Source organism: Polyangiaceae bacterium (assembly GCA_016715885.1).
In the GTDB taxonomy this organism is placed as follows: Bacteria; Myxococcota_A; Polyangia; order Polyangiales; family Polyangiaceae; genus Polyangium.
In genome coordinates this window covers 71,799-94,595 of record JADJXL010000017.1, presented here as the reverse complement: position 1 = coordinate 94,595, position 22,797 = coordinate 71,799, and the positions used below count along the sequence as shown (strand labels likewise).

The window sequence follows — 22,797 nt, the reverse complement described above, 5'->3', positions numbered from 1 at the left end:
CATGGTTTTCGGCTTGATTGCAGTGTGGCCGAACGAGTCGACGTGCAAAGGGCGCTGGAATTCCCGTGGGGGCTCTTGGCTGGATGGCCCGCCCATTGCAGTGGGTGGGATTGTGCGAATCTTCGAAGTCGACCCCGGTCGTTGGCGCGTTGAATTCGACAGTGGCCTAGGCCTCGAAGTCGTGCTGCTGTTTAGCCGAACGGTTGCATTTTGGCGATGGGGCGGGGAGCTATTTGCGGAGGTGACGATTGGGGAGGCGTGATTGCGAGAAGTCCAATCTTCCGCTGACCCTACGTTTCCCGTATTAGCCAATCCGTTTTCTCTTCCCGACCCTCGCCCCGAGCATTCCGCCTGCCGCTCCGATCGCGCCCACGATTGCAAGCAATACGATCCACGTGACGATCGTCACGCCTGGGACCGGTGAACCCGCCGCAAGCGCGACGGCGAATGCCGCCGTGACGAAGCCGCTCACCGCTCCTTCGCGCGGTCCGGCTTCTCCACCGAATTTTCCAATGAGAAAACCACCTGCAAACGTCGCCACCAAAAATCCCAATACGTGCAGCGCAACCATCACGACGCCCAGGCCGAGCGTCGATGATTCGGCATTCTGAGCAATCCGAGCGCTCAGTGCCGTAATGGCTGCTGCAATGGGTAGCCATACCAAAAACGTGGCGACGACGCCGATGCCCGACCAATGCCACGGCGGACGCGGTTCGGCTTCGGGTTCGTCCGCGGGCGCTTTGTCTTGCAATATCGGCAGCCGTCGCTTTTTGTCAGGCTCGGTCATGTGATCCCCCGAATACCGTGACAATGCATCAGCTAGGACGCCGCCACCTCGAACGCGCTTCGTCCTGAATGCGCAAAAGGCGCCGCTGCTCCTGAATGAAACTTCCGTATGCTTTGGGAACGCGGGAATCTTTTGCCAATGCATAGAGGACGCGCAATGCGGCTTCCGCGTCGTCCGTCGCGCGGTGTGCATTCACGAGCGATATGCCCAAAAGCGCGGCCATGTCCGAAAGTGCACGGCTGTCTTCGTGTTTGTAAAGTTCCCGGGCAAACGTCAATGGATCGATCCAATCGACCTCGCGGCGCATCGCCGGTGGTGGGTTTTCCGGAAAAACCTGCGCTCGCTCGAGTTCCGCAAGCAAAAATCCGCGATCGAATACGGCGTTGTAGGCCGCCGGAATCGCACCCGCGAGCGATTGCAGAATTTCGTGGGCGATTTCTCCAAAAGCAGGTTTGTCCGCGACGTCTTCGTCCTTGATGCCGTGCACCGATGTCGATTCTGCCGGAATGGGACGGCCTGGATGAATGAGCCAGCTATGCCGCGCCACGACGTCGCCGCATTGGCCAATCACGACGGCAACTTCGACCAATCGATCCGTCGCCGCATTACGTCCCGTCGTTTCGACATCGAGAAATGCAATGGGCTGGTCCACCCACGGCGCGCTGGCATCGAGCTCCGATGCGACACCGACCGCGCGCACCTTGAGCAAATGCGCAATGCCGGGATAATGCTTTCCCGACGGAAAACACCCACAAGGATCGGCAACCTTCATTTCTTCGGCGGCCCCGCAGATGGCGCAGCCGATGCGCTCGAACCGGGCCCCGCAGATGCCGGAACGCTCGGTGCAGGCTCAGCCGATGCGTTGACCACCGGAGCCGGAGGTGCCGCAGGCGTGATGCCCAAGAGCTCGAGGTCGAGCTTGATCCACTTCACGAGGTCCCCGACGGGATCGTCGATCAGTTGCGTTTCGACCTGGCGACCGTTGATGAAGACCGTCGGCGTTCCATCGAGGTTCACGTCGTCAGCGGCGCGCTTGTCCCGCGCGATGCGTGAGACGGTGTCGTCCGAACCCATCTCCGCACGGAATTTGCCGACATCGAGCTTGAGCTGTTTGGCGTATCCCTCGAGATCCGATTGTTCGAGCCTGTCCTGGTTGTCGAAGAGCAAGTGGTGCATTTCCCAAAACTTGCCTTGACGTGCCGCAGCGACGCCTGCTCGAGCGGCGATCTCGCCATGCGGGTGAATGGCCAGCGGATAGTTTTTGTAGACGAGACGAACCTGACCGGGGAAGCGTTTCACGAGGCCGTCGAGGATCGGGTAAAACGCTTTGCACGCGGGACATTCGAAGTCCGCCCACTCGACGATCGTCACGGGCGCATCGGGCGGTCCGAGCTCGGGGGACCCGTCGGTATCGAGCGTGCGAACTTTCTTCGGATCGAACCGCATGTTGTAGGCTTTTTCGCGGTCCTGTTTGCTTCGTCCCGCGCGCACGGCATCGAGCAGGTAGAGCGCCGCGGGCGTACATGCTTTGCACGCACGTTTTTCCGCGATGCACTGCGCGATGTTCACGGGCGTTTCAGGGCACGGAGCAAGCAGCCCTTGGAGCTGATCCGACCACTCGCGTTGCTCGCGCGCCGTCATCGGTCCGAGGTCGACGCCGGGAATGGACACGATCGGAGCTGCGGACGCTGCGGCCGAAGGCGCAGAAGACGCAGGCTTGTCGTTGCCTTGGCTGGACGAACCATCGCAGCCGATTGCCAGGAGCGCTGCAAGGAGGGCAGGCCATCGCAGGTGAACCATCGCGGCGCGAGCTTAGTCGGACCCTTTGCGAGGCGCTAGCCCGGGGTGTAGCGTGTACGCGTGCGGAGCGTCTGCTATCGGTTTTCCGACCCTCAGCAGTTCGAGCATCAGATTACCTCCGTGGGAGATTGCGAGCTCGAGCTCGAGCTGCCACCAGAGGAAGTCATCGAAGACGGCGAGTGGGTGCTGGCGATTTTCGACGTGGGTGCTCGTCACAAGGCATCGTCGGCAGCCGCTCGCGCGATCGTCGATCCCGATGGCGCAAGGCTGGTCTTCGAGCCGCGTGACTACCGGCGCTTGGCCGACTTTGCATCGAGCGTCGTGGAAGGCGATCGCGCCACGTCCCCTCCGCCTCTTCCCACCGCACAAGCAGACGACGAAATCGAAACACCGAGACCGACGTCATGGCCACCGCGTGTAGGGCGTGGAGCTCGAATTTTGGTCGTCGACGACGATCCGGACATTCGCGCCGTCGTTGCAGCGATGCTCGCTGCCGTGGGTCTGGTCGTGACCACCAAAGAGAGCGCCGAAGAAGCGCTCGCTGCGATCCATCAAGAAACGTTCGACCTGCTCGTGCTGGACTGGAACCTGCCCAAAATGACGGGCATCGATCTGTGCCGGGCCATCCGCCGAGACAAACTCATCGCGCTGCCGGTCTTGTTTCTCACGGCAAACGCGTCGTCCCAAGACATGGTCGATGCGTTCGCCTGCGGCGCCGACGACTACATGGTCAAACCGTTTCATGCGCCAGAGCTCGGAGCGCGGATTTTTAGTTTGTTGAGAAGAACGCGGGGTTGAGAGGCGTTTGCCTCACCCCCCAACCCCCTCTCCTCACGCGCCTACGGCGCGGCGGAGAGGGGGAGCCTGCCTCACCCCCTAGCCCCCTCTCCAACTGCGTTGGAGAGGGGGAATGGAGATGCGCACAATCAGATTTGCGAGCGCTCTTCTCCCCCTCTCCCGTGCAGGGAGAGGGGGTCGGGGGGTGAGGCATGTTCCCCCTCTCCCGTGAAGGGAGAGGGGGCTAGGGGGTGAGGCAGTTGCTGCTCAAACGACTTCCGGAACGACCTCGATCACCGCGATCTCCGCGGGCGCGCCCACGCGCATCGGCGGGCCCCAATAACCCGTTCCACGACTCACGTAGATCTGCGTGTCGCCTAGACGATCGAGTCCCGCGACAAACGGTTGTTGCAAACGAACGAGCAGCGTGGCCGGAAAAACCTGGCCCCCATGCGTGTGCCCGCTGATCTGTAGCCCCACGCCAAACTTCGCAGCGTCGATGACTTCCTTCGGCTGATGCGCAAGCAAGATGCACTCGCGGGTCGGATCCCGACCGGCAAGCGCCTTCGCCACATCCACGCCATGGTCCTTGTCGAATTGACTGCCGGTGTGATCATCGACGCCCGCCAGATCGAAACTCGCAGCACCTTCCCCAATCGTCACATGTTCGTTGCGTAAAACCCGCAAGCCAAGCTGCCCAAGGTGCTCGACCCACGACTTGACCCCCGAGTAGTACTCGTGGTTGCCCGTGACGAAGTACACGCCCCGCTTCGATCGCAACTGCGCAAGCGGCGCGACGTGCTCGCGTAGTGCCTCGACCGATCCATCGACGAGATCGCCCGTGATCACCACGATGTCGGCATCGAGCTCGTTCACGCGAGCCACGATGCCTTCGAGCCATTCGCGACCAATCATCGGCCCGATGTGCACGTCCGTGAGCTGCACGATGCGCATCCCCGCGAGTTCCTTCGGCCACTTGCGCAGAGCCACCTTCACTCGCTTGAGCGCCACTTCCCCGAGCGCTTCGGCAACACCTGCACCGGACAAACCCAGCGTGAATACGCCAGCAATGCCCGCAATGATCCGGGACAGAAACGTGCGCCTCGATGCATCGATCGGCTGACCAGAAAGCAGCCGTGACGTCAGGGCTACGGCGAGGCGTGGAACTTCAGCCGCAATCAAGAAGGACGCGAGCAAGCCGGCAAAGCCCATCCAGGTGTACACGACAAACGAGGCGACTGCGCCAAGAGGTCGCGGCAGGATCTGCACGAGAAACATCGCCGATGGCATCGCGATGCCAAAGCCGACGATGATGCGCGTGCCGAGCCGCTTCAGGCGATCGCCGACGCGAGTCGCGCGGAGCAGGCGATGCCAGAGGTAGTAGTGGATGGCTCCGACAAACGTCGTGAAACCGAGCAAAAAGATGACCATGCGGAGCAACGACACGCCCGTACCATCGCACGCACGGCGCGCCGCGCGAGGTGGAAGCGACGCCTTCTCACTACTTCACACAGATACCAATGCCGTCAGGGAAGCCTTCGCTGCCCCCCTGACAAAGCATCGCATCCGGACAGTCACTGCCGCCGACTCGGCAGAGCTTCAGGCACTTGCCGAGGGATATCGAGCACACATGGCCAGCGCTGCACGGGCACGGATCGCCAAGCTTGCCTGGGCCGGGCTGCACGCAACTCGTCGTTCCATCGGCACGCACGAGCGTGCACGTGCGGCCATCGGGACACGTGGTGTCGTCGAGAAGCGTGCAAGGCGTCGCAGGAGTGCAAACCGGTATCTGGATGGGTTTGTCATTCAAACCATCTTCGGCCATGTCGCCAAGCGTGCAGTAGGCACCGGCAGCACACGCTTCGATGTCGCCGCAGCAATACGGCCGACACACGCTGACGTCGGAACCCACGCGTACACATCCGAGTGATGCGGCGCAGTCCGATGCCTTCTCGCAAGGTTCTCCCTCTTGGAACACGCCCGGCGCCAAACATTCGGCAACGGGTCCCATGTCGGTCGGGACGATTGTGCAGGACGTGTCCGGCGGATTGTCGGGGTTCATCGGCAACGAACACGCGATGGACTTGTCCCCGGACATGCACCCACCCCCGCACATGTGCGCATAGGACATCGTGCCCGCTCGATCCTGCTCGGGTGGCGGCAGCTGCACGCCTTCGTTGCCGCCCCCGGCGCCTGTCGTTGCGCCCGCCGAGAAGTCATCGTCTTCGGCTCCCCCAACTCCCGACGCAAGGTCGGCGCTCATCTGCACGCTGCACGCGCCGGCTACGACAGCGCCCACGGCGAGGAGGGAAAAACCGAGCAGCAGATTCGAAAAACGCTTGAAAGAAGCCATATGGATTGCCCCTGGATAAGTGCATGCATTGTACCACCTGGGCGATGGGGCATCACGACGACGGCGCGGCCTAAACGCGCGACGAAAACGGCGATGAGCATTCGCACGAGCGCGCCGAAGGCATGACAACGCTGTCGCGGCGATCGGCGCAGTGGCATGGCCATGTGCACCGCTCCGTTTGGATGAAGGCAAATCGGAGGGGTATGGGCGAGCCTCGGCCCCCCCATCGTAAACAAGCCTCGCGAAGCGGGCGTCTCACGCCCGCGAAGCGAGCGTGCAAATCTTGGCTTGGATTCAGCGCGCCCGGACTCAGCGCGCGTCGACGTCGCGTGTCACGACGTTGCCAGCGGTGTCGTACGCACGGACGACGACGAGGTGTGTCCCAGCGGGCACGATGGACGAGATATCCGCATCGAAAGCTTCGGACGCTTCGTCAAAAATGCGGTCGCTCGGGAAGAGCGGGCGCCATTCATCCGTACCAGCTACCGACACTTCGATTCGGCTGATGGGACCCAAGCCATCGGCAACTTCGCCGCGAAGCCTTCGGCCTTGAATCGAAAGCGTCTTGTACACGGGCGGCGTGTTGTCGACGAGCACCGTGCTGGATTCGAGCACGTGACGCTGCGCGCGGTCCGGTGGATTGGCCAGCTCGTCGCTCGCTTCGACGCGAATGCGATACGTGCCCTCGGGCAAACCCGTCGTGTCCCAATCGAGCTCGGTGCGCGTGATCTTGTCCGTGGGCTTGTGAGCGCTGCGCCACGTGGTTTGTCCTTCGATACGGTAGTACACGCGATACCGCAGCTCGTCCTGATCCGGATTCTCGACCTTCCACGACAGCTTGATGCCAGTCGTCGGTTTCGGCGCTTCTCCGCCCGACGAGGGAATTCCGCTCTTCAAAGCAGGCTTGCTGTTCTTGGCGGTGGCTTCGATGGACGTGACGACGGGGCGAGCGTTGTCCGTGACGAAGTAGAGCGTCAATTCGCGCAGCGTTGCTTTGGGATCGCGGCTCCAGCGGGAACGCACTTGCACGTAACGACCTGGCGGGCTGGTCACGTCGCCGGGTTGACCGAGGCCCGCGGACCAAGCGCTCCATGAGCCGTCGGGCGTTGCCGTGTTGCCGCTTCGCGTGGACAACTCGAGCTGTCCGTCGCCGCGCCACGTGACGCGCCCGAACGATGCGCGCAGGCCCGCGTCGAGCACCTTGCTGGTCCACACGGCATCGCCACCGCCGGTTCCTTTGATCTCGTGAAACACCACAGGATCGGTCGTCGCGATGAAACGCCGTTTGCCCGCGACGACGACGGCACCCACTTGCCTTTCGTCGGTGTCCGCTACGAGGCTCGTCGTGTGCGCATCGTCGACCGTGTAGACGCGTCCTTCGGCACCCGTGCCGACGTAAGGAGCTCCGGTGTCGTCGATGCCGAGCGACACGAAGTGCGTTGTCTTGTCTTCGAGCAGCTCCTCGGCAATGCCGTCTTTGCCAAAGCGGAACAAGCTGCCCTGGCCAGGCTTGCTCGGTTTCGTCGGCTGCGGGGCAGCACCGGGTTTGTTGCGTTTCGGCGGCGCGAGCTGCTCGCCCATCTTGTTTGCCACGACAAACATCGTTCCGTTTTTCGCAAACGCGATGGCTTTGACCTCGTCGCCGTCGAAGTCGTACGCGACGGTGGCTCGACCAGGCGCCGTGATCTTGTAGAGCAGCGCCTTGCCGCTCGATCCGGCATACACCGCTCCGTCATCGGCGATCGCGAGCGACATGATGTGCGGCTCGTCGCTGTCGAAAAAGACCTGCGATTTGCCTTGTTGGTCGACCTTGAAGATTTTGCCTTCGGCGCCGGTGCCCGCGTAGAGCGATCCGCTCTTGGCATCGAACGCGAGGGCCCAGATGTCTTCGCTGTCGGGCAGTTTGGCGAACTCGGTGGCTTGACCGCCCGTGCCGCCTCCCGCGGGCAGCTTGTAGAGTTTGCCCTCGGGGAACGTGCCTGCGATGACGTCGCCGTTCCATGCAACGGCGAGAGCACTCACCGCCATCTGACCGGTCGTCGCGACGAGCGAGGTTTGTCCTGTCGTGCTGACCTTGTAGATCTTGCCGTCGTTGCCGGTGCCGAGCAGCACGGAGCCATCGGCGAGCACGACGCTGCTCCAGATGCTCGTGGCATCGGTGATGGGCAGGGTTCCAAGGGTAAAACCCGCGCGCACGGTGCCGCTCGAGTCGACGCTGACGCCGGTGAGGTCGCCGCCTTTGAGGTCGTCGAGTTTTTCGAGCTGGAAGGTGCGCGTACCGACGGCCGATGCGGTCGATGCGGGGACGATGGCTGCGGCGAGAATGATGACGCCGATGCCAAGACGCGAGAGCTTTCGAGAAGAGAGGGGTGTCATGCAGGAGGCCTTTTGACGGTCGATGTTCTTGGTTTGCATGGCGCGGGATCAGCGCAGGACGGGACGAACCTTGATGCGAACGGTGTCGCGACCGCTCAGGAAACGACCGAGCGGAACGGCAGTACTCGATTGAGCCACGAACATTTCGGGCCCGTTGGAGTCGTTCGTAGAGCGCAGCGTGTCGATGGCGCCCGCAGGCAGCCTCGAAGCCACCTTGCCGCGATACGCAGCGCCGTTCTCACGCAGCTTGAACGAAGCGACGATGGATTCGGGATCGTGCGTTTGGTTGGGCAAGTTGGCGATGAGCTGAGCGAGCGATTCGGGTGCAGGCAGCGGCCGTTCGACTTCGTACCCAGGCGCGAGCTCGATGTCGACATCCCGTCCCGCCATCTCCGCAGGCACCGGAACTTCGATGATCTTCGTTTCGATCGGGCCCTTGAAGCGCTGCAGCTCGAGCTGGATCCGAACGGGCGCACCGGCATCGACTTCGGGATCGAGCGCTTTGGCACCGCGAAGGCCAAATACTTCACGCTCGGAAGAAACTTTGATCTCCGTGTCGATGCGCTCGATCGTGACGGGTTCCCAAGGATTGCTGAGCAGCGATCCGAGTGATCGCACGAGGCGGCTGCGGATGAAGTCGTCGGCGCTGATGGGGCTTCCTGCGCCGGCGCCGAAGTCGTTCAGCGTGATCGTGCCGTACTTGGCGAGCTTCACTTTGCTCGTCGAACGGAACGTCGAATCCTCACGTTCGGATGCCGTGACTTCGGCTGCACCGCCGATCGCGATGGCCGTGTAGATCGGACCCAGGAACTGATCCGCCGACACCTCCATGTTCCAATCGGTTTTGGGAGCACCCGGAGCGCCGTCGATCTTCACGTGAACCGGGATGACGGGCGCCGTCGCGTTGGAGTCGACCACGATGGAGGCTTGGCGATCGTTGACGAGCGCTCCGAGAGGACGAACGGCTTCGCCGAGTTTGTAGCTGCGGCTCGTGAGCGCCATGATCCAATGAACGCGTGCAATGGCCGTGGGCAGTGATTCGAGGCCGCCGCCGAGCATCGGATGGCCGAACGCGACGAGTTTGTCGCCGGCGACCTTCGTCACGGTGCCGATGGCTGCCGCCGACACATCACCTCGAACGAGCTGCACCATGATGCCGCCACCATCGACGTACTTGGTGGGCGCGTCGGGAGCAGGTTTCGCAGCACCACCGCCGCCTGCCTGAATGGGTTCGAGACCGAGCGGTGCCAGGTACTTCTGAGCGATCTGCATGCCGATGTTCGTCATGCCGCCCATGAGCACGGGCGTCGTGGCTTTGCCGATGCCCATGTCTCGCGGTGGCGCTGACGACGAGATGCGTGACGCGATCTGCGATGCATGTTGAGCGAGATCGTACGATTCCGGAGCACCGACGAATGCGCGCGCGCTTCTCTCCCGTTTTTCTCCGCTAGGCACATCGAAGGAGGCCAGCGGATTGCCGCCTCTCGGCGCAACGCCCTTGGGCATGGGGCGCGCCAGATCTTCGAGCATGTACTTGATGGGCGTGACGAGCGCGATGGGCTCCTTGGCAAACGAAGGGCCGTACGAGTACGCGCCGATCATCTTGCCGTTCACGAAGATCGGGCTGCCGCTCATGCCTGCGACGAGGTGCGCTGCATCGAGCCGCGGGTGGTTGGGTGTCCTGATCAGGAACAGGTCTTGGTTGGGAAAAACATTCTTGATGGTCGAAATGATTTCGACATCGAAGCGTTCGGGCGTCGTTCCGGAAAAAACCGTCAGACCGTAACCCTTCATGCCCGGTTTGACCTCGGATGCGGCCAAAATGTCGGGCGGATCGGCGACGGCGTGGGCTGCGCCGACGCCTACGAGCAAGCTCGCGAGCAGTCCCAGTGCGATGCCCGTGGGCACGACTCGGGAGCCGGGGAGGTGATCGAGGAAGGACGTTCGACGGGTAAAACGAGGCGCGTTGGCGTGTGCGCCGTTTGCATGAGTGCTTTGCGTCACGCGCAGAGCTTAGCGTGAAATTTGGGCTGGGACAGAGCCGCCGCGAAAGTCGGATCGTGAGATCGTAGGAGTGTTCGTGCGGCAGCGCGCTGTTCTACCGAAGTGGGAGCATGCCAGCACGTGGCGCGCTACGCTCGCGAGGGTGTCCGGCAAGGACCTGGTCATCGCTGCGCTCTTGATTTTTGGATTTGCTGCCTTCGTGACGACGCATGTCTGGCTAGCAGGCAAGCTGATCGTGCGGAAGAAGCCGCGAATCCGGGGCGTCCTCGCGCTCATCGTCCCTCCGCTTGCGCCGATTTGGGGGTATCGCGAAGGGTTTCGTCGCGGCGCGATGCTGTGGGTCGTGACGCTGGGCGCGTACGTGGGCGCGAGGATCGCTGCGGCGTTGGTGTGAAACCTCGGTCGAAGCGTGAACCTTTCCGGCACTCGCGGGACCCCGCTCCGCACTCGCCCGCTTCGCGGGCTCAAACAGCGGGGTCCCCCCCGCAAGCGCCGGAAAGATTCACGCTTCTCCCTTCATCCACTGAGTGAAGCCCTTATCTCGAAAGCGTTTCGGGCGCTTCCTTCACGTGCTTCTCCCACACGAGCTGCGCGGCACCCTCGGCGACCCAGCGATCGCGGATTTGTTTTGCAAGCGTAGGATGGTTCGTCGCGACAACTGCGAAACCTTGGACGAGACACGTGCCAGGAAACGATTGATAGGCCGCAACGGCTCCGTGGTAGTCGTTACGCCCAAGGATGCTGTCGAGGCGTCCCGTGAGTAGCTCGACCACGATCGGGCGAACCTCCGCGCCGACGGACTGCGACGTGCGAAGACGCTCGCGTGCGCTGACTTGGATGCCGTTCGCGTCGGCGATGGGCGTGGCGTAGTCGAGGAACTTGGCGAGACACGCTTCGGGATCGTTCGCGCCTTCCATCGGCGTGTACCAAATGGTGGCTACCGCGTGGTGGCTCTTGCCGTACCGAAACGACGCGCGCGTGGGATTGGCGATGATGCGCGTGCGCTGCCAGTTCTTCCAATCCACGAGCGGGACGTGCAGCGAGTTCCAATAATCTCGGCGAAAGCCCCAGGGCTGTTTGGCGAGGCGTTCGAGCGCCGCATATTCGGGGTCGTTCGCATCGCCCCCAGGGTTTGCCGCCGTGATGGTCTTCGGCGTGGGCGGCGCGCCGGGAGGCTGCGAGGGCGGGGCGGGTTTGGCGCAAGCTGCGGCGACAAACACGACGGAGACGAGTAGCAGGCAACGCGAGAACAACATGCCGAGGCTCCTCGAAAAGTTCGAGTAAGAATGATAGCCGGCACTGGGGCTTGGGGCGAAGGACGCCGAAGGCGATCCGTAGCCCCAAATGGTTGAGCTGAGACGAGACGCGCGCGCTTACAATGCAACTTCGCGCATCGAGATTCTGTTCTTGTCGAATACGCCGAGACCCAGCTCACCAGCGATGCGGATATACGAAGGATCGCGGCCAGCATCTTTCAACGTGGGCAGGTTGTTGTCCTTGCGCCACTGCTCGACGACGCCCCAACCAATCACATCCATCGCCACGGGATCCGTCGTTGCATAAACCGCTTCGTGCGAGACGCGACGCTTGGCAACTTTGTCGAGCGGCCCGCCTTCGTAGATGACCTTGAAGCCATCCACGATGTGAAGTCGAACGCGGCTACGCACGATGTCCTGCGCGTAAAGCTCGGCGATCTGAGGGCTCGCAGTGTGCTGATGAAACGCGTGCGGATTGACGGTCGCGCCGTGCGTGATGTTCTTCAAGCAGCCGGTGTAACCACAAATCGAGTGGTCCTTGATGAGCGACAAGTTGATGACTGCCGTCGCTTCGGTCATCACTCGGACAAACTTCGTCGGGATGCCCATCACGCTGATCTCGGGCATCGTGGCGTCCTTGTTTTCATGCACGTTCGCCGTGATGCCCTGGGGCACGGCGGGGTCGAATCCCTTGTCGCGATCCCAAATGCGCGTGCCTTCGAGGAACTTCGGATACTGCTCGCAAATGACGATGTTTTGCGCGGGCACGCCAGCGGCCATGACGCCGCGCACGACCTCCAAAATGAGCTCGCGGTTCGTCGCCATCGTGGCGCCCTTCTGACCCGCGATGCCGTTTGCCTTGATGGCAACCTTGTCGTCTTTGTGGACAAACCGCGCAAACGCCGCGCCGATGTCCGCCTTGCCGGTCAACTCCGACATCGCACGCTCGAGCATCACCTTCGTAGCGGCTTCCGTGGGCCAAAGTCCGTTCGGCTGAAGCGTGTTCGACTTGGTGATCTTCACGATCTTGCCCGGGACCGACATCGGCAAAAAGCCTTGCGGAGGTCGCGCTGCGAGGCCGGTGCCCGCGGCTTCGGCCGACGTCGAACCGATGAGCGTTGCGGTGGCAAGTGACGCTCCGAGAAACGTTCGGCGAGACAACCCGTTCGCAGAAGCGGTCGAGTCGGTGGCGAAAGAGGATGGAGAAAAGTGACGGTGCGGCATGGGCGTGCTCGGGACGGTCATCGTAGCGCGGAAGGTCACGCTCGGCTGGCGGAGATCTGGCGGCCGCCACCCTTCGCCATGGCGGCCGCCACCCTTGGCCAAATGCAAGCACCTTGATTCTTCGAATGAAACGAGCTGGCACGCTCTTCGCTGAAGCCTTCGTCCACAAGGAGGCTCACATGGAGTCGTCATCGAAACTGAAGCTGGGCGCGAGTGAACTGTTCCAACGAATCACGGCGCGAATTCGCGCATCGGCTTGGACGCCGCTCGTGGCGAAGGTCGCCGTCGGAATGCTCGGGTTCTTCGCACTGGCCTTCGTAGGATCGGGTGCCGCGGCGGATCTCTTGCCGAATCGTATGGGCACATACCTTGGACCTCCAACGGTTCCAAGCGCAGCGATGCCCGTAGCATCGGCACATCCTTCGGCCGAGCCTGTAGCGCACGCTCCACCGGGTCCATCCGGACAAACTTTGGCCGCTGCCGATGCGGGTGCACCGGAAGCGGATGCGGGGTCAGCGAACACCGAAGGAGCCGTCACGCCCGATGGGAAGGTGATCTTGAACCTGGCCACCGAAGCGGACTTGCGAAAGCTGCCGGGCATCGGAGCGAAGAAGGCGCAAGCGATTTTGGCTCTTCGCGCGAAGCTCGGGCGGTTCAAGCGGCCGGAAGATTTGCTGCGCGTGAAAGGCATCGGGCGAAAGAAGCTGGCGAAGCTGCGTCCGCGCTTGCTCATCGATCCACCCGACAAACCGTGATGCGCCTTTACCTTCGTGGATGAAAGGGTGGCCCTGCGCGTGCAACACTCAGCTCACTCATGCGCACGACGTACGTTCTCACCGTTCTGTTTGTCTCTGCAAACCTCGTTGCGTGTCAGCAACAAAACGCAGGACCTTCGACGCAAAGCTCGGCCTCGGCCGCTCCGCCGCCCGCGGCTTCATCGGCGCCCCCGGCGCTCGATACGGTGGCCGCGGCGCCCGCGGACCTCGACATCAAAGGTCTGCAAAAGCAGCTTGCGTGTCCGGCCGATCCGAAGAGCGGTCCATGCGCGATCCTTGCAGCGTTTGCTTCGTGCACGCAGTGGAGCGCATCGACGCCGTCGGGTGATGGCCGATGGATTGGCCGTGCGCATCGTGTGGAGGGTGGAAAAACAACGAACGAATTCGCAGTGTTTCGCGCACGTCGCATGCCGGCGAACGAGGTTGGTCCGGGCCAATTGCCGCTCAAGATCGGCATCGACACCATCGCGAAAAGCGAAGGCGCCGCGTGGGAGCAGGCCGAAAAGGCGATCAAGCCGTTTTCCCGTCACGACGTGCCGCCAAAGGGCAACGCGGCCGTGGAGTTCTTGAAGCGCAAAGACAACTGGCCCGAGGGCTTTACGCTGCGGACGGCCGGCGGGCAGGTGTACGTGGTGCTCGAGGGAGGCGCCTTCGTTTGTCAGGGTCAGCATCAACAACTGCTCGTCGTGCATCGAGCGGCCACGCGTGGAGGCAAGGGCGACGGCCTCTACGCGGAGGTTTGGCCATCGTCCTGGTAGCTCGCATGCGTGCGGCGAGCTCGACGGGATGACGCGTCGAGAAATCTGCACCGGCGCGCGCTTGTGCTAAGGACGCCGCCGTGCCTCGCTCACATGCTCGCAGCCCCGCAGATCCTCGTCCCATCGAGATCGCTCCCGACTTTCACCGCAATGCCGAAGGGTCGGTGCTTTATCGCGCCGGCGGTACCGTCGTGCTTTGCACGGCATCCATCGATCCCACCGTTCCGACGTGGATGGTTGGTCGCGGCAAAGGATGGCTCACGGCCGACTATCAGATGCATCCGCGTGCCAGCCGCGCGCGTCGTGAAGCGCGTGAAGGACGCGGCAAGGCGCTGAGCGGTCGGACGCAAGAGATCCAGCGTCTCATCGGACGAGCGCTTCGAAGCGCCATCGACCTGGATTCATTGGGTGAACGAACGATCGTCATCGATTGCGATGTGCTCGAAGCCGACGGAGGTACGAGAACCGCGTCGGTGACCGGCAGTTTCGTCGCCGTTGCGCTTGCGCTTTCGCGGCTTGCGGCGTCGGGGCAGCTCGGAGCGCCCGTCCTGCGTGATCAAGTCGCGGCGATCAGCGTGGGGCACGTGGGCGACGAGCTGCTCTTGGATCTCGACTACTCGGAGGACAGCCAAGCGCGTGTCGATCTGAACGTCGTGGCGACGGCACGAGGCGCGCTCGTCGAAGTGCAAGCGACGGCCGAAGGTGAAGCGGTGGATCGGCGCGACATCGATCGCATGATCGACCTGGGTTTGTCCGGGATTACGCGCCTCGTTGGGGTGCAGCGACAAACCTTGGCGGCGGCTGGCGTCGAATTGTCAAAGTTGTTTCAAGAAGGTCGGTGGACGGCGACATGAACATGGGGCTGCCGCTCTCGGTTCTTCTGGCCACGACAAACCGCGGCAAAATCGCGGAGCTCACGGCGCTTCTTGCGGATCTGCCGCTCGAGCTTTTCCCGCTGTCGAAGGTGCTGCCCGACTTTCCGCCGATCATCGAGGATGGTGCGACCTTCGAAGAGAACGCGCTCATCAAGGCACGCGCAGCGTGCGATGCAGCGATGATGGTGACGATCGCCGAGGACGCGGGTCTCGAAGTGGATGCGCTCGGAGGGCGGCCCGGCGTGCGGTCGGCGCGGTTTGCGAAGGAAGGCGCGACGGACGCGGAGAACAACGCGGAGCTGCTCGCGTCGCTTGCGGAGGTCGAGGACGATCAACGCACGGCGCGGTTTCGTTGCGTGATCGTGCTGCGCGATCCGTGGAACGAACACAGGCCCGAGATTTTGGCCGAGGGTCGGTGTGAAGGCGCGATCGCTCGGCAAGCGCGCGGCACGGGTGGATTCGGGTACGACCCGCTTTTCATCGTGGCCGGGGACGGTCGCACGATGGCCGAGCTGCCCGAGGAAGAGAAAAACAAGAAGAGTCACCGAGCTCGTGCGGTGCAGGCACTTCGCCCGGCGCTCGAAGCCTTGATCGATGCGCGCCTGTCTTCTATGGCGCACGTCGTGGGAGCCAAGTGACGCGCGAAGGCAAAGACGCGGCGGATCGCGGTCGTCGTCGCAAGGTCGACGATTGGCGTGGTGTCGGCAGTTTCGGCACGATCGGCCTCGAGATCGTGTTGAGCATCGCGTTCGGTTTTTTCGGTGGTCGATGGCTCGACGAGAAACTTGGTACGGCGCCGTATCTTGCGGGGATTGGGTTTGTCTTTGGCCTGGCTGCGGCGATCAAAGCCGTGATGCGTGCGCATGCGCAGATGCAGCGGGAAGCCGCGCGGGAAGAGCGTGAGCAAGGTAATCCGCGGCCGATTTACGACGCGCGGGACGATGAACGAAAAGACGACGACATCGTGAAGGACGACGTTCGCGATTCGAAAAGCGAAGGCGATGGCGCCGACGCGGATGGCAAGAAGGTGGATCGATGAGCGCACCGGCATCGTCCAAGAGCACCTGGCTGGATGAAGGCATTCGTGCAGCGATGATTTCCGTCACCGCATCGGCGCTCGTGCTTGCTGCGGGAGCGTTCGTCGCGTTCGACGTTCGTACGGCGGGCGGCGTCGCGGTTGGCGGAGCGTTTGCGCTGGCCAACCTGTGGGCGTTTGCGCGCATTGGCGAAGCGTTTTTGTCGCGGCGGGGCAAAGCGGCGCCGTGGACTGCCTTTGCCATGTTGAAACTTGCGGGCCTTTTTGGCGGCGTGTGGCTCATCCTGCGCACTGGAATCGCCTCGCCGCTTTCCCTATTGGTGGGCTACGGAGCGCTTCCCATCGGGATCACGCTGGGAACGATGTTTGGCCCGAAGCCTCCGGATGAGGTAACCGAGTCCGATTCGAGCCTGTCGGATGGTGACTCGAACGAACGCAGATCTTTCGCAGATGACTCTCGCGAAGATGTGCTAAAGGCGAGTCCCCCGGGGCCGGAAGAACCCCCACCGAGTAAGAGTTGACAAGCGTTTTGTTCGGTGAGGCCAAGGGGTTTGGGGCGAAGGGCGCCGAAGGCAACCTCAAGCCCCAAGTGTTCAACGAGGGATAATCAACATGCCCGAGCACACGAGTTTTCTGACTTTCCTCGTCGCGCATCTGCCCGGTCTTCGTGAGAACGCGAAGAACCTCGGTCACACCTTCATCGGCAATCAGCCGGTGGGCTATCGAGGGCTCGAGCCGATCTTCTCGAGCATGCTCGTCATCCTCGTGTTCATCGGTTTGTCGCTCGCGGTGCGCAACCAATGGCGGCGCGTCGACGAGTCGGTCGTACCGGACGAACGGCTCAGCTTGCGGACGTTCTTCGAGGCGTTTTTTGGCTACTTCTACGGAATGGCCGAAGACGTCATGGGAGCGGCGAATGCGAAGCGATACTTCCCGCTCATCGGCGGGTCGGCTGCATTCATCTTCTTCTCGAACGTTTCGGGTTTGATTCCGGGATTCCCCGCCCCTACGTCGAGTTTGAACGTGACGATCGGCTGTGCGCTGCTCGTGTTCATCGCGTTCAACTACTACGGCATCAAGGAGAACGGCTGGAGCTACATCGCGCACATGGCGGGGCCCAAGTGGTACTTGGCGCCGCTCATTTTCCCGATTGAGCTCATCTCGACGTGCGTCCGTCCGATCACGTTGAGTGTTCGTCTGATGGTGAACATCGCGGCGGATCATCTCATCGCGTCGGTATTTGCCGGCATGATTGCGATCCTCTTGCCGCTGCCCGTGATGTTTCTCGGGCTCATCGTGATCGTCGTTCAAACGTTGGTGTTTTGCCTGCTCAGCAGCATCTACATCGGTCTCGCGACCGAGCATGCCGAGCAGCACTAAAAGGGACACTTGGCGCAAAAGTCGCTGGTCAAGTGGCCAAAATCGGATTAGAGGGGGGCGCGCTCGTAAAGCCGCCCCGGCCCACGAGGGGGACAAACCCGTCAACGAGTTCCCCACGCCCCATGGGCCAAACGATTTTTCACACGCAGCATGAGCCCCCGTCGGGGCGTGTGGCCTGAAAGGAGCAAGTCCGGATGTCTCTCAAGAGCAAGCTTTCCCTGTCTGCCGTGGTCGCTACTGCGATGGTCCTCCTTCCCGCTGTGGCGTTCGCGCAGGAAAGCGCATCCAACAAGTTCGATACGTTCGGCTGGATCAGCATGGGTGCCGGTATCGCCATCGGCATCGCAGTCCTCGGTGGTGCCCTCGGTCAAGGCCGCGCTGCTGCCGCGGCACTCGAAGGCATCTCGCGCAATCCCGGCGCGGCTGCACGTATCCAGACGCCGATGATTCTCGGCCTGGCCCTGATCGAGTCGCTCGTTCTCTTCGCCCTGATCATCGCGTACTTGCTCCAGAACCGCCTTCCGGCCACGTTCTGAGCCGAGGGTATTCCGCAGGCTGCTGCGCGTTGCGAAGCTAGGGAGGATGGCGGAAGCGTACGTGTCGTACGCGGAGCACGTCCGCCCAGCGATTCGCAACGCTCGCAATGCCTGCGAAACACCCTCGAGAAAGCACGCCTTCCTCTCTGCAAAGGAGAGTGAGGCGTGCATCCGTTTGCTTTGATTCCCAACTATCGATTGCGGCGAATCATGTCGGCCGCAACGTGGGCGATCATCGTCAAAAATCCGAACACCAGAAGCACGTAACCAAGTGTCGCCTGCTGTCCGGACGCAACTAGCCCAGCCCCCGCCAATACGAACGTCGCCACGACGAGCCCCGAAAAGACGCGCCGGCCAAGCCGATCCACCGTGCTCGGTAACGCCGGGTTCGTCGTCTGCATCGTGAGCCTGCCCAATCGCAAGTCGTCCAGGATCTCGCGTACCTGCTGCGGCAAGTCGTAGGCTGCCCCGGACAAACGCTCGAGCCCCCGCCACGCCTCCATCCCCATGCGCTCGGGCGAATAACGCTTGCGAAGGAGATCCAAAAAGTACGGTCGCGCAACACCGAGCACGTCGAGATCCGGGTCGATCTCTTTGCCGACACCTTCGATCGTCATGATCGCTTTGCCCACGAGCAAAAAGTCCGCCGGTATTTCGATCCCGTACTTGTTCGCGCCTCGCACCAAGTCGCTGATCAACGCCGCAACGTCGATTTCCTTGAGCGGTCGGCCAATGTACTTCTCCGCCAGAAGACTCACCTCCGCACGGTACGCACGCATGTCGACTTTTTTCGTTGGTGTACCAATCAGATACAGCGCATCGGCGACGGCGAGATGATCCTGTCGAACGGCTGCGATCATCAGATCGAGCGTCTTGTCGCGCATGTCCGGAGACAAACGCCCGACCATGCCGAGATCGATGAGGCCAATCGTCGGACGGTCTGGATCGCCCGAGATCAGGATGTTTCCCGGATGCGGATCCGCGTGGAAAAACCCATCTTCGAAAATGCTTTTGACGACGATCCCGACGGAAGCTTCTGCGATCGCAGCTCCCTTGTGCCCATGCTCCCGAATGGCCTCGTACACCTTGTGGCCTGGGAGCAATTCGAGCGTGAGCACGGTCTTCGACGATGCTTCTCGATAGACGAGTGGAAACCGTGCGTGCGGATGACCTTCGAAGTTTTTTGCAAAACGGATCGCGTGCTCCGCTTCTTGTCCGAAGTCGAGCTCACTCGTGATCGCGCGATCGAATTGGTCGACCAGCGCGGATGGTTGGTACAGCGACGATTCCGGGATCGTGCGTTCGATGAGCTTGGCGAGCATGTGCAAGAGCTCGAGATCGCTGGCGATCGTGGACCGGATGCCCGGCCTCTGCACTTTGACGACGACGTCTTTCGGCCCTTCGGAATGCTTGAGCACGGCGCGATGCACTTGGCCGATCGATGCTGCGGCAAGTGGTTTGTCGTCAAACGATTCGTAGATCTGATCGATGGGTGCGCCGAGCGATGTTTCGACCGCCACTCGGATCTCCGTCGCGGGGAGGGGAGTGACGCTGTCTTGGAGCTTCTTCAGCTCGACGATCCATTCGGCGGGAAGAACGTCGGGCCTGGTCGACGCGATCTGACCGAGCTTCACGAACGATGGGCCGAGGTCCATGCACACGAGGCGCACGCGTTCGGGTAGCGAGATGCGGCGACGTTCTTCTTCACCACGCTCGACTTCTGCGAGCGCTTCTTCGGCGGGGCCTTCCGCGGTGATGTCTTGTTCTTGGGCTCCGCGATCGCGGCCGCTCAAGCCAAGGCGCTGTGCGAGCTCGCCGAAGCCGTGCCGCACGAGCACCACGTAGATTTGCCGTAAGCGCCCTAGATCTCGGACTGCGTTGACGATCGACACCATGTTATTCGTCTCGAGTCATCGCACGCGTACGACGGTGCCAGCGTCGTGCGTCGAAGGTAAAACGGCGGTCCAGCCGGCAGGCATACGCGGCCCGGTCCACCAGAAGAGCCATTCCGCATCGATGGGCGCGAGGTTGACGCAGCCGTGACTGCGCACGTAGCCAAACGATCGATGCCAGAACGCTCCATGAAGGCCCACGCCTTTGGAGAAGTACTGGACCCACGGGACGTCCTCCATGCGGTAGTACCGATGCGCGCCTTCGTCTTCGAGGTTGTCCATGTTCGACGTGAAGAGCTTGGCCCAGATGCGAAACGTTCCTCGAGGCGTTGCCGTGGCCGAACCTTCGCGGCCTTTGCCGGTCGACACGAGCGTCGCGAAGACCGGGCGAGCTCCTTCGTACGCGACGAGCGTTTGCGTTTCGAGCTCCACGTCGATCCAGTGATCGCCTGCAGCAACGTCCACTTCGGCTGGAGGCTGAGCAATCGTCGGATGGCGGATCTCGGATGAGCGCACCCAAGCGTCGTCACCGATGCGCGTGAACGAGGTGGGGCCGGATGTTTTGACTTCGTAGAAAGGAACGCGTTCGAAACGTGTGCGGTGATCGATTTTTTTTGCGCCGGGGTTTGGCGAAGCGAACACGTTGGCGCTGTCGACGATGACCCACGCGAAGGGGAAGGTGGTCGTCACGTCTTGCGCGACCGTCTCTCCGCGGAACGCAAACGTGCGCGCAGGACCGACGTCGCGCATGGGCACCCACAGCTCGTTGTGGGTGCGGCCGTATCGATGGCCGTCGATGACGCGTTCTTCGACGACGGCGATGGCGAAGCCGGGCTCGAGCTGCATGTCGGGCGTGCCGGTGTCGGCGGCCGAAAGTCGTTTGTAGGCAAACGATCCATCGGGACCGACGAAGTAGTAACGAAACGGCAGTCCATCCGGGTTCGAGCGCAAGGCGCGGTAGCCGGGGTCGACGAAGGGTGTTGCGGCGAGCTCGACGGCGTCGTCGCAGACCCAGGCGCTGGGACCGACTTCGAGGAACCTGCCGCGGCAACCAGGTCCGCGCCTGACGGCGAAGATGGGGAGGTGCACGTCGCGCGCAGCGGAGCCTCGACGAGCGGCGTTTTCCCAAGGCGCCGTGAGGATGGGCTGGTCGCCTTTGATGATGCGAGCGCTGACGATGCCGTCACCGAGCGGTGGTGTGTCGGGACCAACCCAGGGAGGTTCGTGTGCAGCGAACGCGTGCGTCGCGACGAACGCCGAAGCGATCGCGAGGATGGAACGCGCTCCGCGGGCTGCGACGCGAGTGGTGTTTTTCGCGCGCAGCCTGGGGATGTGGGTGGGGTTTGAGGCGGAAGGCGCCGAAGGCGACCCGAAGCCCCAAATGTGGAGCCCGCGCATCAGCGGTAGGAGAAACGGACCTCGTGATCGCAGATCCGGTACTGGTCGCCTTCACCGATCGCTTTGCGCGTGATGCGCTGACCGCTGAACTCGACGCCGTTCGTCGAGCCCATGTCGACCATGTAGTACTGGCCGTTCAGGTACTCGACCATGGCGTGTTGTCGGGAGACGTTCGGATCTTTGATCGTCAGGTCGCTCGACTGTTTGCCGCGGCCGATGATGAAGCGGTCCTTGTTCACGATGAATCGTTCGCCGCCGTAATAAGCGAAGAGCGGGACCGCGCCGGGGATGCCTCCTGCCGATGGTGCAGCGGGTGCTGGCGTCGGTGCAGGCGGCGGCCCGGGCGGCGGACCTGGCGGTCCGGGCGGCGGTCCAGGCGGCATCTGGCCGTATGGCGGCGGCGGTGGCGGTGCGCCAAACCCGCCTGCCATGGGAGGCGGCGGCGGAGGTGCCATGCCGGGCCCTGGCGGCGCAGCCAATGTCGCGGGTGCTCCGAGGCTCGGAGGCGGCGGCGGAGGCCCAGGCGGCGCCATGCCGGGCGGTCCCGGAGGAGGTGGCGGCGTCAGGCCTGGCGGCGGCGGTGGTCCGGGCGGCATGGTGCGCGCGGGCGGCGGCGGTGGTGCACCGGGGCCCATCATGGTCGAGCGCACACCTGGAGGCGGCGGGGGCGGCGGTCCACCGGCGGCGCCTGGAGGAGGCGGCGGCGGCCCAGGTGGACGGCCAACGCCCGTTGGAGGCGGCGGGGGCAATCCAGGCCCGCGCGGCGCACCAGTAGGTCCAGGCGGCGATGGAACGCTCGGCGGACGCTTGGCTGCGGTGGGCGGCGCTGGTGTTGCCGTACCCGACGGCGGACGAGGCGGAGGCGGCGGTGCAGCCGAGGCACCAGGAGGAGGCGGCGGGGGCATGCCAACACCCGGCGGTGCCGGCGGAGGACCCACCATGGGCGGCGGAGGCGGCGGGCCTCCAACGCCCGCAGCGCCCGACATCGTCGGCGGCGGGGCATACGCTCCCGGAGGAGGCGGCGGCGTCGCACCGTAAGGCGAAGGCGGCGGAGGCGGCGGCCCAGGAGGCGCGCCCGGCGCACCCATCATCGGAGGCGCACCCGGCGCACCCATCATCGGAGGCGGCGCGCCTGGAACACCCATCGGCGGTGGAGGCGGCGGAGCGCCTCCCATCATCGGAGGCGGCGCACCCGGCATGCCCATGCCACCCATCATGGGAGGCGGCGGCGGAGCACCCGGCATGCCCATGCCACCCATCATGGGAGGCGGCGGCGGAGCACCCGGCATGCCCATCATCGGCGGCGGCGCTCCAGGCGCACTACCGTACGTCGGAGGCATCGGCGTGGCTCCGGGCGGAGGCGGATACCCGGGCGGCGGCGGCGACGGAGGCGGCGCAGGGATGCCCGCGGTCGACGGCGGCATCGACGGACCAGATCCCGGCGCTCCTCCCTCGGTACGCTGCGTCCCGGGGAACGGCGTGCGCGGGCTGTAGCTGCGCTGCCGGGCATACTGCTTCATCGACTCGTTGATGAGGTAGTCGATCGAGCACTCCAGCTCGCGTGCCATC

21 protein-coding genes and 1 pseudogene are annotated in these 22,797 nt (G+C 63.2%); 10 read left to right on the top strand and 12 right to left on the bottom strand.

Features of this window, described 5'->3' with window-relative positions:
- Window positions 1-304: 304 nt before the first annotated feature.
- The 3 genes from IPM54_20085 to IPM54_20075 are packed head-to-tail and all read right to left on the bottom strand — an operon-like array spanning window position 305 to window position 2,587.
- The gene (locus IPM54_20085; protein ID MBK9262090.1) at window positions 305-787 is read right to left on the bottom strand and encodes a hypothetical protein; all 483 of its coding nucleotides are present in this window, start codon (window positions 785-787) and stop codon (window positions 305-307) included.
- Between the two features lie 28 nt (window positions 788-815).
- Window positions 816-1,559, bottom strand: coding sequence for a 3'-5' exonuclease (locus IPM54_20080; protein ID MBK9262089.1), 744 nt, complete (start codon window positions 1,557-1,559; stop codon window positions 816-818).
- Complete coding sequence (locus IPM54_20075) at window positions 1,556-2,587, bottom strand: thioredoxin domain-containing protein (protein MBK9262088.1); 1,032 nt, start codon at window positions 2,585-2,587, stop codon at window positions 1,556-1,558. Before IPM54_20075 ends, IPM54_20080 begins: the two co-directional genes overlap by 4 nt.
- A gap of 60 nt (window positions 2,588-2,647) precedes the next feature.
- Here IPM54_20075 and IPM54_20070 point away from each other — a divergent pair, with 60 nt between their 5' ends.
- A complete protein-coding gene (locus IPM54_20070; GenBank protein MBK9262087.1) occupies window positions 2,648-3,385 on the top strand; it encodes a response regulator transcription factor in 738 nt (245 codons plus the stop codon).
- Between the two features lie 246 nt (window positions 3,386-3,631).
- Here the strand turns inward: IPM54_20070 and IPM54_20065 are convergent, their stop codons facing one another.
- The 4 genes and pseudogenes from IPM54_20065 to IPM54_20050 all read right to left on the bottom strand — a co-directional run bounded on the left by IPM54_20065 (window position 3,632) and on the right by IPM54_20050 (window position 9,887).
- Window positions 3,632-4,795, bottom strand: a complete 1,164-nt coding sequence (locus tag IPM54_20065) for a metallophosphoesterase (GenBank protein MBK9262086.1) — start codon at window positions 4,793-4,795, stop codon at window positions 3,632-3,634.
- Between the two features lie 70 nt (window positions 4,796-4,865).
- Window positions 4,866-5,717 carry a hypothetical protein gene (locus IPM54_20060; protein MBK9262085.1) on the bottom strand — a complete coding sequence of 284 codons (852 nt, stop codon included), beginning with the start codon at window positions 5,715-5,717 and terminating at the stop codon, window positions 4,866-4,868.
- A 309-nt stretch (window positions 5,718-6,026) separates the two neighbouring features.
- Window positions 6,027-8,089 (bottom strand): annotated as a pseudogene (locus tag IPM54_20055) (hypothetical protein).
- Window positions 8,090-8,141: 52 nt separating this feature from the next.
- Complete coding sequence (locus tag IPM54_20050) at window positions 8,142-9,887, bottom strand: hypothetical protein (protein MBK9262084.1); 1,746 nt, start codon at window positions 9,885-9,887, stop codon at window positions 8,142-8,144.
- 352 nt (window positions 9,888-10,239) lie between these two features.
- Here IPM54_20050 and IPM54_20045 point away from each other — a divergent pair, with 352 nt between their 5' ends.
- Entirely contained in the window at window positions 10,240-10,491 is a 252-nt protein-coding gene (locus IPM54_20045; GenBank protein MBK9262083.1) for a hypothetical protein, read from the top strand.
- A 142-nt stretch (window positions 10,492-10,633) separates the two neighbouring features.
- Here IPM54_20045 and IPM54_20040 read toward each other — a convergent pair whose 3' ends face one another.
- Both IPM54_20040 and IPM54_20035 read right to left on the bottom strand, forming a co-directional pair.
- Complete coding sequence (locus IPM54_20040; GenBank protein MBK9262082.1) at window positions 10,634-11,317, bottom strand: hypothetical protein; 684 nt, start codon at window positions 11,315-11,317, stop codon at window positions 10,634-10,636.
- Window positions 11,318-11,470: 153 nt separating this feature from the next.
- A complete protein-coding gene (locus IPM54_20035; protein ID MBK9262081.1) occupies window positions 11,471-12,577 on the bottom strand; it encodes a DUF362 domain-containing protein in 1,107 nt (368 codons plus the stop codon).
- 179 nt (window positions 12,578-12,756) lie between these two features.
- Between IPM54_20035 and IPM54_20030 the strand changes: the two genes are divergently transcribed.
- The 8 genes from IPM54_20030 (at window position 12,757) to IPM54_19995 (ending at window position 17,938) form a co-directional block, all read left to right on the top strand.
- Window positions 12,757-13,332: a helix-hairpin-helix domain-containing protein gene (locus tag IPM54_20030; protein ID MBK9262080.1), complete on the top strand. Its 576-nt coding sequence runs from the start codon at window positions 12,757-12,759 to the stop codon at window positions 13,330-13,332.
- A gap of 59 nt (window positions 13,333-13,391) precedes the next feature.
- Window positions 13,392-14,111: a hypothetical protein gene (locus IPM54_20025; GenBank protein ID MBK9262079.1), complete on the top strand. Its 720-nt coding sequence runs from the start codon at window positions 13,392-13,394 to the stop codon at window positions 14,109-14,111.
- An 80-nt stretch (window positions 14,112-14,191) separates the two neighbouring features.
- Complete coding sequence (gene rph, locus IPM54_20020; protein ID MBK9262078.1) at window positions 14,192-14,965, top strand: ribonuclease PH; 774 nt, start codon at window positions 14,192-14,194, stop codon at window positions 14,963-14,965.
- Between the two features lie 2 nt (window positions 14,966-14,967).
- Window positions 14,968-15,624, top strand: coding sequence for an RdgB/HAM1 family non-canonical purine NTP pyrophosphatase (gene rdgB, locus IPM54_20015; GenBank protein MBK9262077.1), 657 nt, complete (start codon window positions 14,968-14,970; stop codon window positions 15,622-15,624).
- The gene (locus IPM54_20010; protein MBK9262076.1) at window positions 15,621-16,025 is read left to right on the top strand and encodes an AtpZ/AtpI family protein; all 405 of its coding nucleotides are present in this window, start codon (window positions 15,621-15,623) and stop codon (window positions 16,023-16,025) included. The genes rdgB and IPM54_20010 overlap by 4 nt, the downstream gene beginning before the upstream one ends.
- Complete coding sequence (locus tag IPM54_20005) at window positions 16,022-16,543, top strand: ATP synthase subunit I (GenBank protein ID MBK9262075.1); 522 nt, start codon at window positions 16,022-16,024, stop codon at window positions 16,541-16,543. Before IPM54_20010 ends, IPM54_20005 begins: the two co-directional genes overlap by 4 nt.
- Window positions 16,544-16,634: 91 nt before the next feature.
- Complete coding sequence (atpB, locus tag IPM54_20000; GenBank protein ID MBK9262074.1) at window positions 16,635-17,402, top strand: F0F1 ATP synthase subunit A; 768 nt, start codon at window positions 16,635-16,637, stop codon at window positions 17,400-17,402.
- A 194-nt stretch (window positions 17,403-17,596) separates the two neighbouring features.
- Entirely contained in the window at window positions 17,597-17,938 is a 342-nt protein-coding gene (locus tag IPM54_19995; protein MBK9262073.1) for an ATP synthase F0 subunit C, read from the top strand.
- Between the two features lie 191 nt (window positions 17,939-18,129).
- Here IPM54_19995 and IPM54_19990 read toward each other — a convergent pair whose 3' ends face one another.
- From IPM54_19990 to IPM54_19980, 3 genes are read right to left on the bottom strand one after another with little or no spacing between them, the layout of a single operon-like run.
- On the bottom strand, window positions 18,130-19,833 hold the full coding sequence (locus IPM54_19990) for an AarF/ABC1/UbiB kinase family protein (protein ID MBK9262072.1): 1,704 nt from the start codon (window positions 19,831-19,833) through the stop codon (window positions 18,130-18,132).
- Window positions 19,834-19,848: 15 nt separating this feature from the next.
- Window positions 19,849-21,228, bottom strand: coding sequence for a L,D-transpeptidase (locus IPM54_19985; protein ID MBK9262071.1), 1,380 nt, complete (start codon window positions 21,226-21,228; stop codon window positions 19,849-19,851).
- Window positions 21,228-22,796 (bottom strand): FHA domain-containing protein, encoded by a 1,569-nt coding sequence (locus tag IPM54_19980; GenBank protein ID MBK9262070.1) that lies wholly within the window; start codon window positions 22,794-22,796, stop codon window positions 21,228-21,230. The genes IPM54_19985 and IPM54_19980 overlap by 1 nt, the downstream gene beginning before the upstream one ends.
- Window position 22,797: the final 1 nt, after the last annotated feature.

Excerpts from the sequence above, each read along its gene's own strand:
- atpB (MBK9262074.1), top strand. The coding sequence starts at position 16,635 with ATGCCCGAGCACACGAGTTTTCTGACTTTCCTCGTCGCGCATCTGCCC.
- IPM54_20035 (MBK9262081.1), bottom strand. The coding sequence starts at position 12,577 with ATGCCGCACCGTCACTTTTCTCCATCCTCTTTCGCCACCGACTCGACC.
- rdgB (MBK9262077.1), top strand. The coding sequence starts at position 14,968 with ATGGGGCTGCCGCTCTCGGTTCTTCTGGCCACGACAAACCGCGGCAAA.
- IPM54_20025 (MBK9262079.1), top strand. The coding sequence starts at position 13,392 with ATGCGCACGACGTACGTTCTCACCGTTCTGTTTGTCTCTGCAAACCTC.
- IPM54_20060 (MBK9262085.1), bottom strand. The coding sequence starts at position 5,717 with ATGGCTTCTTTCAAGCGTTTTTCGAATCTGCTGCTCGGTTTTTCCCTC.
- IPM54_20030 (MBK9262080.1), top strand. The coding sequence starts at position 12,757 with ATGGAGTCGTCATCGAAACTGAAGCTGGGCGCGAGTGAACTGTTCCAA.
- IPM54_20050 (MBK9262084.1), bottom strand. The coding sequence starts at position 9,887 with ATGAAGGGTTACGGTCTGACGGTTTTTTCCGGAACGACGCCCGAACGC.
- IPM54_20005 (MBK9262075.1), top strand. The coding sequence starts at position 16,022 with ATGAGCGCACCGGCATCGTCCAAGAGCACCTGGCTGGATGAAGGCATT.
- IPM54_20065 (MBK9262086.1), bottom strand. The coding sequence starts at position 4,795 with ATGGTCATCTTTTTGCTCGGTTTCACGACGTTTGTCGGAGCCATCCAC.
- IPM54_20075 (MBK9262088.1), bottom strand. The coding sequence starts at position 2,587 with ATGGTTCACCTGCGATGGCCTGCCCTCCTTGCAGCGCTCCTGGCAATC.
- IPM54_20080 (MBK9262089.1), bottom strand. The coding sequence starts at position 1,559 with ATGAAGGTTGCCGATCCTTGTGGGTGTTTTCCGTCGGGAAAGCATTAT.
- IPM54_19990 (MBK9262072.1), bottom strand. The coding sequence starts at position 19,833 with ATGGTGTCGATCGTCAACGCAGTCCGAGATCTAGGGCGCTTACGGCAA.
- IPM54_19995 (MBK9262073.1), top strand. The coding sequence starts at position 17,597 with ATGTCTCTCAAGAGCAAGCTTTCCCTGTCTGCCGTGGTCGCTACTGCG.
- IPM54_19980 (MBK9262070.1), bottom strand. The coding sequence starts at position 22,796 with ATGGCACGCGAGCTGGAGTGCTCGATCGACTACCTCATCAACGAGTCG.
- IPM54_20085 (MBK9262090.1), bottom strand. The coding sequence starts at position 787 with ATGACCGAGCCTGACAAAAAGCGACGGCTGCCGATATTGCAAGACAAA.
- IPM54_19985 (MBK9262071.1), bottom strand. The coding sequence starts at position 21,228 with ATGCGCGGGCTCCACATTTGGGGCTTCGGGTCGCCTTCGGCGCCTTCC.